The organism is Paenibacillus sp. FSL M7-0896 (assembly GCF_037975415.1).
In the GTDB taxonomy this organism is placed as follows: domain Bacteria; phylum Bacillota; class Bacilli; order Paenibacillales; family Paenibacillaceae; genus Paenibacillus_AQ; species Paenibacillus_AQ silagei.
In genome coordinates, this window is the sequence record NZ_CP150250.1 from 7,422,357 (window position 1) to 7,434,215 (window position 11,859).

12 protein-coding genes are annotated in these 11,859 nt (G+C 54.3%); all 12 read left to right on the forward strand.

The window, feature by feature from the left end:
• The first annotated feature begins 135 nt into the window (after positions 1-135).
• The gene (gene nadA / locus MKY12_RS32295; protein ID WP_036696456.1) at positions 136-1,074 is read left to right on the forward strand and encodes a quinolinate synthase NadA; all 939 of its coding nucleotides are present in this window, start codon (positions 136-138) and stop codon (positions 1,072-1,074) included.
• Positions 1,075-1,113: 39 nt separating this feature from the next.
• On the forward strand, positions 1,114-2,730 hold the full coding sequence (nadB, locus tag MKY12_RS32300; protein ID WP_339252697.1) for an L-aspartate oxidase: 1,617 nt from the start codon (positions 1,114-1,116) through the stop codon (positions 2,728-2,730).
• Positions 2,720-3,592 carry a carboxylating nicotinate-nucleotide diphosphorylase gene (gene nadC, locus MKY12_RS32305; protein WP_339252698.1) on the forward strand — a complete coding sequence of 291 codons (873 nt, stop codon included), beginning with the start codon at positions 2,720-2,722 and terminating at the stop codon, positions 3,590-3,592. The genes nadB and nadC overlap by 11 nt, the downstream gene beginning before the upstream one ends.
• Positions 3,592-4,359: a type III pantothenate kinase gene (locus MKY12_RS32310; RefSeq protein WP_036723925.1), complete on the forward strand. Its 768-nt coding sequence runs from the start codon at positions 3,592-3,594 to the stop codon at positions 4,357-4,359. Before nadC ends, MKY12_RS32310 begins: the two co-directional genes overlap by 1 nt.
• Before the next feature lie 51 nt (positions 4,360-4,410).
• Positions 4,411-5,295: an Hsp33 family molecular chaperone HslO gene (gene hslO, locus MKY12_RS32315; protein ID WP_036723923.1), complete on the forward strand. Its 885-nt coding sequence runs from the start codon at positions 4,411-4,413 to the stop codon at positions 5,293-5,295.
• A 9-nt stretch (positions 5,296-5,304) separates the two neighbouring features.
• Positions 5,305-6,249, forward strand: a complete 945-nt coding sequence (locus tag MKY12_RS32320; RefSeq protein ID WP_339252700.1) for a peptidylprolyl isomerase — start codon at positions 5,305-5,307, stop codon at positions 6,247-6,249.
• Positions 6,250-6,424: 175 nt separating this feature from the next.
• Positions 6,425-7,363 carry a cysteine synthase A gene (gene cysK, locus MKY12_RS32325; RefSeq protein ID WP_339252702.1) on the forward strand — a complete coding sequence of 313 codons (939 nt, stop codon included), beginning with the start codon at positions 6,425-6,427 and terminating at the stop codon, positions 7,361-7,363.
• A gap of 164 nt (positions 7,364-7,527) precedes the next feature.
• Complete coding sequence (locus MKY12_RS32330; RefSeq protein WP_339252704.1) at positions 7,528-9,150, forward strand: anthranilate synthase component I family protein; 1,623 nt, start codon at positions 7,528-7,530, stop codon at positions 9,148-9,150.
• Positions 9,147-9,728 carry an aminodeoxychorismate/anthranilate synthase component II gene (pabA, locus tag MKY12_RS32335; RefSeq protein ID WP_076082822.1) on the forward strand — a complete coding sequence of 194 codons (582 nt, stop codon included), beginning with the start codon at positions 9,147-9,149 and terminating at the stop codon, positions 9,726-9,728. The genes MKY12_RS32330 and pabA overlap by 4 nt, the downstream gene beginning before the upstream one ends.
• Entirely contained in the window at positions 9,725-10,603 is an 879-nt protein-coding gene (locus MKY12_RS32340) for an aminotransferase class IV (protein ID WP_339252706.1), read from the forward strand. Before pabA ends, MKY12_RS32340 begins: the two co-directional genes overlap by 4 nt.
• Positions 10,600-11,457, forward strand: a complete 858-nt coding sequence (gene folP / locus MKY12_RS32345) for a dihydropteroate synthase (RefSeq protein WP_339252708.1) — start codon at positions 10,600-10,602, stop codon at positions 11,455-11,457. The genes MKY12_RS32340 and folP overlap by 4 nt, the downstream gene beginning before the upstream one ends.
• A gap of 33 nt (positions 11,458-11,490) precedes the next feature.
• Complete coding sequence (gene folB, locus MKY12_RS32350) at positions 11,491-11,853, forward strand: dihydroneopterin aldolase (RefSeq protein WP_036696480.1); 363 nt, start codon at positions 11,491-11,493, stop codon at positions 11,851-11,853.
• Positions 11,854-11,859 lie beyond the last annotated feature (6 nt).

Genomic DNA, 11,859 nt, shown 5'->3' on the forward strand with positions numbered 1-11,859 from the left:
TCTCTCTGAAACAGAGCACCCGCTTGGATTGACAGGGGGTGGAACGTTGTGTACATTAGTGAATAAATATTAAATTTATCATTTATAAGAAATGTACTGGCGGCAAGCCATGATGACATAAGGGGGAGACTGACCGTGGAAGCTCTGGCGCTTGAGCGCAAGCAGGAACAGAATCGTGAACTTCGTGTGCGCCTCGAACAGCTTAAGAAGGAACGGAATGCTATTATTCTGGCTCATTATTATCAGCGTGATGAAATTCAGGAAGTCGCCGATTTCAGGGGAGACTCGTTTTTGCTGGCCCAGAAGGCAGCGGAGACAGAGGCAGATGTAATCGTATTCTGCGGCGTTCATTTCATGGGGGAAAGTGCCAAGATTCTGGCACCGAACAAGACGGTCCTGATTCCTGACGAACGTGCAGGTTGCCCGATGGCTGACATGGTCAATGTGGATGGGCTGCGCAAGCTGAAGGCCCAGCATCCGGGTGCGAAGGTAGTAACCTATATCAATTCCTCTGCAGAGATCAAGGCGGAGACAGATATTTGCTGCACCTCAGCGAATGCGGTGAAGGTGATCGAATCACTCGATGCTGAAGAAATCATCTGGGTGCCTGATAAGAATCTGGGTCAATATGTGCAGGATCAGACCGGCAAGAAGCTGATTATCTGGGAGGGCTATTGCAATACTCATGACATGCTTACCGTCAAGGATGTCATGGAGATGAGAGCCAAATACCCGGAAGCTGAATTTGTTGTACACCCCGAATGCCGCCCGGAAGTCGTGGCAATGGGGGACTATGTGGGCAGCACTACCTCAATTCTGGAATATTGCCGGAAATCGGACCGCCGGCAGTTTATTGTGGGTACTGAGGATGGAACCGGGTATCAGCTGCGGCTTGACAGCCCGGATAAGGAGTTTCATTTTGCCACCAAATTCCTGGTATGTCCTAATATGAAGGTAAATAATTTGAAAAAGCTGGTCAAATGCCTGGAGACGATGAAGCCGCAGATCTATGTACCGCCTGCAGTCGCCGACAAAGCCAGAACATCCTTAGAGCGCATGCTACAAGTCCGGTAGCATGCGCTACTCTTTCGTTGAAACAGGTGAAAAGCGGTCATGATTCCACAATATTTGGTTGATTTTGATCTTCAGGGACTTCCTGTAGTTAAGACAGACTGCCTGGTCATTGGTTCCGGTATTGCCGGGTTATTCACAGCGATCAAGGCCAGCGAAGACCGGAAGGTTATTATGATTACGAAGAAGACCGTAATGGAGAGCAACACACGGTATGCCCAGGGCGGAATTGCGGCCGTCATTTCGGAGGATGATTCGCCGGCGTATCACCGTCAGGATACCCTGATGGCCGGCGCGGGACTGAACTCCTCTGCGGCTGTGGATGTGCTGGTCAATGAAGGGCCCGAAGGCGTCCGCGAACTGATCCGGCTTGGCACGATTTTCGATAAGGAGAATGGTGTACTGGCCTTAACCCAGGAGGGGGCACATAGCCACCGCCGTATTTTACATGCAAATGGGGATGCTACAGGATATGAGATTGTCCGCGCACTCGCTGAACAGGCTGCCCGGCATGAGAATATTGAGACCTGGGATGACCATTATGTCGTTGACCTGATTACGGAGGACGGAGAGTGTCTGGGAGCGCTTGTACAGCGGCCTGATGGCGGGCGGTTATTCCTGCAGGCAGATGCAACAATCCTATGCTCCGGCGGAGCAGGACAACTATACCGTTACACGACCAATCCTGAGGTGGCCACCGGAGACGGGGTAGCCATTGCTTATCGTGCCGGTGCCCATATCCGGGATATGGAGTTCATTCAGTTTCATCCGACAGCACTCAGCTATCCTGGCGCTCCGCGCTTCCTGATCTCGGAGGCTGTGCGGGGAGAAGGCGCTGTGCTGCGGAACATTAACGGTGAGCGGTTCATGGAACGTTATCATGAGCTGCAGGAGCTGGCCCCGCGGGATATTGTTGCCCGTGCCATTGTAAGCGAGATGGAATTGACCAAATCCACCTTTGTCTATCTGGATATTACGCATGAACCGGCGGATATGGTTAAACACCGCTTCCCGACCATTTATGCAACCTGCATGAGCTACGGGCTGGATATTACAAGTGACTGGATTCCGGTGGCTCCTGCTGCGCATTATATGATGGGGGGCGTGAAGACCGACCTGAGCGGAGAGAGCACGGTTGCCCGCCTGTTTGCCTGCGGTGAGGTATCATCTACTGGTGTGCAGGGTGCCAACCGGCTGGCCAGCAACTCCTTGTCGGAAGCTGTTGTGTTCGGCCGCCGGATCATTGAACGAATCCGCCAGCTTCCGCCGCTTGACCGGGATAACCTATCGGTAACCTATCATCAGGCAAGGGTAGAAGCTCCTGCACAGGCAATTGTAGAACGGCGGTTGAAGCTGCAAAAGGCTATGGTGCGGTACGCCGGACTGCGGCGGAACCGGGAAATGCTGAACAAAGGCTTGGATGAGATAAAGCGCCAGCTGCCGATTTTTAAGACCAAGCTGACAACACGGGAAGAATACGAGTTCGCCAATATGCTTACATGCTGTCTGCTGATCACTGAATCGGCCCTGGCACGGGAGGAGAGCCGCGGTGCGCATTATCGTGAGGATTATCCGCTGCGCAGTGACGCACAGTGGCAGAAGCATCTGCTCCAGATTCGCGAACTTGGAATAGTGGAGGAATTAAGTGATGATGTTTAACGGATACAATGAAGATCTGCTTAAAGCTATTAAGGGCTGGCTGCAGGAGGATGTCGGCTCGGGGGATATTACTACCCGTACAACCATTCCTGCCGGGCATGAGTCCAAGGGAATCATCCACGCCAAGGAAGACGGGATTATTTGTGGAATCCCCGTGGCCGAGCTGGTATTCGAAGTTGTTGATCCTGGGCTTGTATTCACGGCGCTGGTCCAGGAAGGACAAGCTGTCTCCAAGGGCACTGTGATTGCTGAGGTAGAAGGCAGCACTCATGCCATCCTGACTGGTGAACGGCTTGCCCTCAACTTGATGCAGCGTTTATCCGGTGTGGCCTCGCGCACAGCTTCTTTTGTAGAGAAGCTTCAAGGGCTGCCAACCCGCCTGGTGGATACCCGCAAGACCACACCGGGTCACCGGATGCTGGAGAAATATGCAGTCCGCATAGGCGGCGGAGCCAACCACCGTTACGGTCTGTATGATGCGGTAATGATTAAGGACAACCATATCAAGGGGGCCGGCGGCATCCATCAGGCAGTAGGGCGTGCCCGTGCCAATATCCCGCACACCATGACCATTGAAGTAGAGACGGAGAGTCTGGAGCAGGTAGAGGAAGCGCTGGCGGCCGGAGCGGATATTATTATGCTCGATAACATGTCCCCTGAGCAGATGGCTGAAGCCGTGAGAAGAATCCGGACCAAGGCGAAGCATGTCACCATTGAGGCATCGGGCAATGTATCTCTGGAGACGGTCCGGGGCATTGCTGAATCGGGTGTGGATGTGATTTCGGTAGGACGGCTGACGTATTCCTTCGCGAGTCTCGATATCAGCCTGGATCTGAATGGCAAGAAGGAGGGAGCCCTCTGATGATACTTGTCGTCGATATCGGCAATACGAACATTGTGCTGGGCGTCTACCGGGGCAGTGAGCTGCTGCACCATTTCCGGCTGAGCACTGCCCGCGGGTCCACTGTCGATGAATATGGTGTGATGATTCATAATCTGTTCAGCATGTCGAATCTCTCGTTCAGGGATGTCGAGGGGGTCATCATCTCCTCGGTTGTTCCGCCGCTCGTGCAGGTCATCGTAGAGATGTGTGTCAAATTCATCGGCAAGGACCCGCTCCTTGTGGGGCCTGGTATCAAAACCGGGCTTAATCTGCGTTATGAGAACCCGCGCGAAGTGGGGGCGGACCGGATTGTGAACGCGGTTGCGGCGATTGAGCAGTATAAATGTCCGCTTGTCGTCGTTGATTTCGGCACGGCAACCACCTTCGACTGCATTGATGCCGGGGCCAACTATCTGGGCGGTGCTATCGTGCCGGGTCTGGGCATTTCCACGGAGGCCCTCTATCTGCGGGCATCCAAGCTGCCCCGGATTGAGCTGGAGAAGCCCAAGAAGGTAATCGGGCGCAATACCGTACATGCGATGCAGGCAGGGATCATTTTTGGCTATGCCGGTCAGGTTGAGGGTATCGTCAGACGCATCAAGCAGGAGATGAATGCTCCCGTTCTCAAGGTTATTGCTACCGGAGGGCTGGCCTCACTGATTGCCAGTGAGACAGAATGTATCGATGAGGTGAATCCGATGCTGACGCTTGAAGGATTGCGCATTATTTACAACCGTAACAAATAATCATAAAGATGAACCTATACAGAAGAGAGAGATAGGAGGAGTAGGCACCCAATGGATAATAAGAAGGACCGGCTGGTCCGGGGGACGGCGATGAACGGAAGAGTCAGAGCGTTCGCTGTCCGTACCACAGAGCTTGTCGATGAATTGCGGCGCAGACATGATACGTATCCGACGGCTACGGCAGCGCTTGGACGTACGGTTACTGCCGCAGCTATAATGGGAGCCATGCTCAAGGGGCAGGAGAAGCTCGCGATTATGGTCAAAGGAAACGGTCCGCTCGGGCAGATTACGGCTGAATCCAATGCCCTGGGAGAAGTTCGCGGCTATGTGCGCAATCCGCATGTTCATCTGCCAAGCAACAGCATGGGCAAGCTGGATGTTGCAGGGGCGGTAGGCACGGAAGGCTTCATTGATATCAGCAAGGATCTGGGGATGAAGGAGCCGTACCGCGGCAGTGTGCCTATCGTTTCAGGAGAGCTGGGTGAGGATTTCACCTATTATTTTGCCCTCTCGGAGCAAACGCCTGCTGCTGTAGGACTTGGAGTGCTGGTGGAGACCGATAATTCAGTCAGAGTTGCCGGAGGCTTTATTATTCAGCTGCTGCCCGGGCTGACCGATGAGGAGATTACCGAGGTTGAGCAAGCGGTTGGAGCCATGCCTTCGGTTACGTCCGTGCTGGATCAGGGGCTTGAGCCTGAGGAAATGCTGAGGCTGCTGCTGCCGGATGCTGTGATCATGGATGAGCTGGAGGTCCGCTTTGTATGTCAGTGCTCACGGGAACGGATTGAGCAGACTCTGGTTAGTCTGGGTGAGCACGAGCTGGAACGGCTGATCGAAGAAGATGATACGGCAGAAGTTGTCTGCCATTATTGCAATGAGAGCTATGTATTTAACAAGGATGAACTGCAGGTAATCCTCGATCAAGCGAAGTCATAGGGCTATGAAATGGTGACAAGACAGGAGCGCGCGCTGCGCAATGCCGTTATATTACTTGCTGTGGCAACGCTGGTGCTGGGAGGGCTATTATTCTGGAGCCTGCGTGCCATGGCACTGCTGAAGGCAGAGACGGCTGAAGGAGAAGCCTCGGATGTCGCTGCTGCCGGAGGACAGCCGGTCACGGAACAGGAATGGATAGAGGAGCTTCAGAAGAAGCACGGGGAAGAAGTGCTGCTGGGCATGCTGAATCATATCGTGGTGGGCAAGGAAGCCGCAGCGCTGGGAATTATGGTCACGGATGATGAGATTGAACGGGAACTGAAGCGGGGAATGTCCGGTTACAGCTCGGAGGAGCAATATTATCAGCAGATGCAGTCTGAGCTTGGACTATCCCGTCAGGAGCTGCGTGAGGAGACGGCATACCGGCTGACGCTCCAGGCCATAGCAACGGCCGGCATTGCGGTCAGTGATGCGGAAATTGATGATTATCTGAAGCAAAATAGCGAGAGATTCATGCCCCGCAAGCAAATGCAGCTCTCTATCATCCAGACCTCCACCTATAACGAGGCCAGTACAGTGATGGACCGCCTGGAGCGGGGTGAGGATTTTGCAGTGCTGGCCCGTGAGGTCTCGATCGACGAGGAGAGCCGCCAGCATGGCGGCAGTATCGGAACGGTCGAGGAGAAGGACCCGTTCTGGCCTGAGGAGCTGCTGGAGACAGCAGCCGGGCTGGAGAATGGCGATATCGCAGGACCGCTGCAGGTTGACGGGGGGTATGCTGTGATCCGTCTGGAGAAGCTGATTGATCCTGTGAAGCCGGATCAGGAGGAACTGCGGCGGATGATCGGCCAGCAGCTGAGACTGGAGCAGGCAGCGCCCTTGCAGCAGGTAGAGCGTGAATTACGGGCCAAATATGATACAGCAATATATATTGACAACAGCCTGCAAGATTGATAATATGAAATTAAATATAAAACCTACTGATTTAGTCGGAAATATTAAGCGGTACAATTACAACTGTTAGTTACCCAGGCATTGTGAACCGGGAGCTACGGTAATATATGCTGATAGCATTTGTCATAAGTTTCCGCACCCTAATTCATTTATCATTCCAAGGAGGTTTTTACTCATGGCTAAAGTCGTCAACAGTGTAACAGATTTGATCGGTGGCACACCGCTCGTCCGCCTGAACCGGATTGTTCCGGAAGGCTCGGCAGAGATCTTCCTGAAGCTGGAATACCAGAATCCAGGCTCCAGTGTGAAAGACCGTATTGCCATCAGCATTGTAGAAGAGGCTGAGAAAGAGGGCTTGCTGAAGCCGGGTGGCACGATTGTAGAAGCGACCAGCGGTAATACAGGGATCGGCCTGGCGCTTGTGGCAGCTGCCAAAGGCTACAAGGCCATTATTGTTATGCCGGAAACGATGAGCCTTGAACGCCGCAACCTGCTGCGCGCTTACGGCGCTGAGCTCGTATTGACTCCGGGATCAGAAGGAATGAACGGTGCGGTCAAGAAGGCTGAGCAGATTCTGAGCGAGAATCCGGATTATTTCCTTGCGGAGCAGTTCAAGAACAAGGCTAACGTGAAGATCCATCGCGAGACCACTGGACCGGAGATCGTTGAAGCGATCGAATCCGTAGGCGGCCCGCTGGATGCATTCATTGCCGGTGTCGGCACAGGCGGAACGATCAGCGGTGCGGGTGAAGTGCTGAAGAATCAATATCCGGGCGTGAAGATCTATGCGGTAGAACCTGCGGCTTCACCGATTCTGGCTGGAGGCAAACCGGGCCCGCACAAGATTCAGGGTATCGGCGCTAACTTCGTGCCGGAAATTCTGAACCAGGATATCTATGATGAGATTATTCATGTTGAGAATGATGAAGCGTTCGAAACTGCCCGCCGCGTAGCCAAGGAAGAAGGCGTGCTGTCCGGTATTTCCTCCGGTGCGGCTGTATTTGCTGCACTGAAGGTAGCGAAGGAACTTGGCGCAGGCAAGAAAATTGTTGTCATCATCCCAAGCAACGGCGAACGTTACCTGAGCACGCCGCTCTATAACTTTGAAGTATAATTGCTGAGAATTCAGCTCTTACGAAGAGCCTGCCCTATCCGCTTTCACAGGGATACCGCAGGCTCTTTTTTCGGATAATAAGCATTTATAAGAATTGCGGGCTTTTCAAAGTAACCCTATGTACAGTATACTGACAGGCAATAAACTATCGATGAGACGGGAGAATGGTTGTGGAGATCTTAACGGCTTGGCAGGACTGGGAGCAGTGGGCAGAGGCAGATGAGGCCTGGAGCGTCCTTCCCCTGATCCTGAGGAAACGGCAGGACAACCAAGGCTTGCCCCGCAGCTGGAAGCAGGCCTGGGAACAGGCTTCCCCCTATTCGGTTGTCCTGGAGAGCGGCAAGGGCGGGCGCTACACCTATCTGGGCCTGAGCCCTGTCTCGATCATCGAAGGCCGGGGAGCCGTTGCGGAGAGCTATACTCCCGGAGCCAAGGCTTCGGGGCATATAGAGTCTGCCGTAACGGAAGGCCAGCCGCTGCAAGTGCTGCAGGCATGGATGAGGGAATATACGTCTCCCCGCCTGCCGCTTGACGGTCTGCCGCCGTTCACCGGCGGCTGTATCGGATTTCTTGGCTATGATGTGGCCCGTTCCCTGGAGAAGCTGCCGTCGCTTGCCAGGAACAACCCTGAGTTTCCGGATTATCTGTTCATGAGACTGGAAGAAGTGTGGATCTACGATGAGCAGGAGCAGCAGCTCTACTGTGCAGTTCATATCTCTGTGCCGGATACTGTATCCGGTAACCTGGATGGGCTAAGGAGTCTGTATGAGGCTGCTGTACACCGTGCGGAGCGCATGCTGGAGCAGTGGAGCCTTCTCTACGCACCGGCAGAGCCGGAAGAAGCAGCCGCTGCAAGGTACGCCGGGCTTACACGCAGGGTGGAGAGCGAGGCCGAGATCACCGGCGAGTGGCCCGGTATGAGCTCGGATTTCTCAGCCGCACCCTTCCAGCAGGCTGTGCTGAAGGTCCAGGAATACATCCGTGCCGGAGATGTATTCCAAGTGAACCTCTCGCTGCGCCAGCAGGCGCAGCTCAAGTCTACACCCGAGGAAGTCTACGAATGGCTCCGTAGACTCAACCCGTCCCCGTACATGGGGCTGCTCCGCACGCCCGGCTTCGCGCTCTCCAGCGCATCGCCGGAGCTGCTCGTCAAGCTGCACGGGGACAAGGTCAGCGCCCGCCCCATTGCCGGCACCCGGCGGCGGGGCCATACTCCCGCGGAGGACGCCGCCATGGAGGCGGAGCTGCGCGGGAGCGAGAAGGAGATCGCCGAGCATATTATGCTTGTCGATCTGGAGCGCAGCGACATCGGCCGTGTCGCCGCCTACGGAACGGTCAGCGTGCCGGAGCTGCTGACCGTAGAGCGATACTCGCATGTCATGCATCTCGTCTCGCAGGTCGAGGGGATCATCGCACCCGGCAGGGATGCGTACGATGTCATCGCCGCCTTGTTCCCCGGCGGCACCATCACGGGCGCGCCCAAGGTGCGCACCATGGAGATCATCGAAGAGCTGGAGCCGGTCCGCCGGGGGCCATATACTGGATCTATGGGCTGGATTGACTATAACGGCAATATGGAATTAAATATAATCATACGTACGCTCGCAGTGAAGGACGGAATCGGCTACATTCAGACAGGTGCGGGAATTGTGATCGATTCAGACCCTTACCGTGAGTACCGGGAATGCCACAACAAAGCCAAAGCGGTAGTAAAAGCCATTCTCTGCAGTGAACGCGAGCAGGAAGAGCGGGCTGCCCTCGGCGCCGAAGGAGGAAGCACAATATGATCTTGGTCATCGATAATTATGATTCCTTTACCTATAACCTGGTGCAGTATCTGGGTGAGCTGGGGGAAGAAGTTAAGGTAGCGCGCAACGATGAGATCAGCATTGAGGAGATAGAAGCATTAGCCCCGGATCATATTCTGATCTCCCCGGGACCCTGCACACCGAATGAGGCAGGCATCAGCCTTGCGCTGCTGCAGCATTTCAAGGGCATCATCCCCATATTCGGCGTATGTCTCGGACACCAGGCGATCGGACAGGCTTTTGGCGGTAATGTCATCCGTGCAGAACGCCTTATGCATGGCAAAACCTCGCCCATCCATCATAACGGTACCTCCGTATTTGAGGGGCTGGAGTCTCCTTTCACAGCGACACGCTATCACTCACTGATCGTGGAACGAGAGAGTCTGCCAGATTGCCTGGAGATTACCGCCGAGACCGCTGAAGGGGAGATTATGGCCCTACGGCATAAGGAATACCCGATTGAAGGGGTACAGTTCCATCCCGAGTCGATTATTACGAATCACGGCCATACCATGCTGCGCAATTTCCTGAAACGGAGAGCCGGAGAACCGGCATGAAATATATAGGACTTAACAACAAAGCAGTCGACGCCAAAGACGCCGTGGTCTCCGCTCTGGATCACGGCTTTTTGTACGGCATGGGTCTGTTCGAGACCTTCCGTACGTATGGGGGACAGTCCTTCCTGCTGGAGCGCCATCTGAGCAGAATGGCAGAGGGCTGCCGCCAGCTGGGCATTCCCTTTGAGCCGGACGTACAGGAGCTGCGGGAATGGATTCGGCTTGTAATGGACAAGAATGAGCTTAGTGAGGCGTATATCCGCTACACCGTTACAGCCGGTGAGGATATTCTGGGTCTGCCATCCGCAGCCTATAAGCAGCCTAATCATCTGCTCTATATCAAAGCCCTGCCGGTCACACCAACCGGCTTATACACGGAAGGCAAAGAACTTCAGCTGCTGAACCACCGGCGTAATACCCCGGAGGGTGCGGTAAGGCTTAAATCGCTGCACTATATGAACAACATTCTGGCAAAACGTGAATTGTCCGGTTATCCGTCCGCAGAGCGAGGAGCCGAGGGACTGATGCTGACCGCACAGGGCGAGGTCGCCGAAGGGATTGTGAGTAATATTTTTTTTATCTCCAATAAGCGGCTCTATACCCCCGATATCTCCACCGGGATTCTTCCGGGAATTACCCGGGAAATGGTGCTTGAGCTGGCAGCGGCCAGCCTTCAGCCTGAACAGGGCTTTTACCGCTGGGAACAGCTTGCGGCTGCGGATGAAATCTTCCTCACCAATTCTGTGCAGGAGATCGTACCGGTAAGCACATTATGGAATGGAGACCGGCGGGTAACCATAGGCAGCGGGCGCTGTGGAGAGCAGACGGCTGAACTTATGAGCCTGTACAGAGAAAGGACGGATATGCTGATATGAAGCCGATCATCTATGAGCGGACTTACCGCTGCGGGAGCAGCGAGCTGAAATTGGGCAAGCGCACGCTGATTATGGGGATACTCAATGTGACGCCGGACTCCTTTTCGGATGGGGGCCTGTGGACGGAGTGGGATAGAGCCGTAGAGCATGCGCTGCAAATGGCGGCCGAGGGTGCTGATATTATCGATATTGGCGGAGAATCCACGCGCCCGGGTCACCAGCCGGTGAGTGCTGAAGAAGAATTGGCCCGTGTACTTCCTGTCATTGAGCGTATCCATCAGGCCGCCCCGCATCTCCCCCTCTCTATAGATACCTATAAGGCGGAAGTCGCCCGTCAGGCGATTCAGGCCGGTGCGCATATCATCAATGATGTATGGGGAGCCAAGGCCGATCCGCAGATGGCGGCGGTTGCTGCGCAGGCAGACTGTCCGATCATTCTGATGCATAACCGCCATGACCGAGATTATAACGATTTGATCGGCGATATGACGGATGACCTGAGCGAGAGCATTCACCTGGCGCTGGCAGCCGGAGTGAAGCCGGACAATATTATTTTGGACCCGGGAATCGGCTTCGCCAAGGACTATGAAGAGAATCTTCAGGTCATGACCGGCCTCGGCGCACTGACGAAGCTGGGATATCCGGTACTGCTTGCCACTTCGCGTAAAAAATTCATTCGTACCGCCCTAGGTCTGCCCGCAGATGATGTCCTGGAGGGGACCGCAGCTACTGTCGCCTTCGGGATTGCCCAGGGCTGTCAGCTTGTGCGGGTTCATGATATTGCGGCAATGAAACGTACCGTAGAGATGTGTGACGCCATGTTATATGCAGGTTCACCTGTGCTCTGCGTATAGACTATATTCTTCAAGAGAAGGCAGGTACCCTTAATGGATAAAATGAAGCTGCACCGCATGGAGTACTACGGTTACCATGGCGTGTTTGAAGAGGAGCGGAAGCTTGGCCAGCGTTATTATATCGACCTTGAGCTGGAGCTTGATTTGCAGGGAGCAGGGCTCAGCGATGATCTGGAGCAGACTGTGAATTATGCTGAAGTTCATGTTGTAGTCAAAAAAATTGTCGAAACGCAGTCCTTCAAGCTGATAGAAGCTTTGGCGGAACATATTGCATCCGGGTTACTGGACACTTATACTGTTATCAATGCAGTAACGGTCCAGGTGACCAAGCCGCATCCTCCTTTTGATATTCATTTCCAGGGAGTTACTGTAGAATTGCGCCGGACGAGAAAGTGAGACAGA

Bases quoted from the DNA above. Each gene is read 5' to 3' on its own strand.
- MKY12_RS32340 (WP_339252706.1), top strand. From the start codon at position 9,725: ATGAAATATATAGGACTTAACAACAAAGCAGTCGACGCCAAAGACGCC.
- nadB (WP_339252697.1), top strand. From the start codon at position 1,114: ATGATTCCACAATATTTGGTTGATTTTGATCTTCAGGGACTTCCTGTA.
- MKY12_RS32330 (WP_339252704.1), top strand. From the start codon at position 7,528: ATGGTTGTGGAGATCTTAACGGCTTGGCAGGACTGGGAGCAGTGGGCA.
- folB (WP_036696480.1), top strand. From the start codon at position 11,491: ATGGATAAAATGAAGCTGCACCGCATGGAGTACTACGGTTACCATGGC.
- nadC (WP_339252698.1), top strand. From the start codon at position 2,720: ATGATGTTTAACGGATACAATGAAGATCTGCTTAAAGCTATTAAGGGC.
- MKY12_RS32320 (WP_339252700.1), top strand. From the start codon at position 5,305: ATGGTGACAAGACAGGAGCGCGCGCTGCGCAATGCCGTTATATTACTT.
- folP (WP_339252708.1), top strand. From the start codon at position 10,600: ATGAAGCCGATCATCTATGAGCGGACTTACCGCTGCGGGAGCAGCGAG.
- pabA (WP_076082822.1), top strand. From the start codon at position 9,147: ATGATCTTGGTCATCGATAATTATGATTCCTTTACCTATAACCTGGTG.
- hslO (WP_036723923.1), top strand. From the start codon at position 4,411: ATGGATAATAAGAAGGACCGGCTGGTCCGGGGGACGGCGATGAACGGA.
- cysK (WP_339252702.1), top strand. From the start codon at position 6,425: ATGGCTAAAGTCGTCAACAGTGTAACAGATTTGATCGGTGGCACACCG.
- MKY12_RS32310 (WP_036723925.1), top strand. From the start codon at position 3,592: ATGATACTTGTCGTCGATATCGGCAATACGAACATTGTGCTGGGCGTC.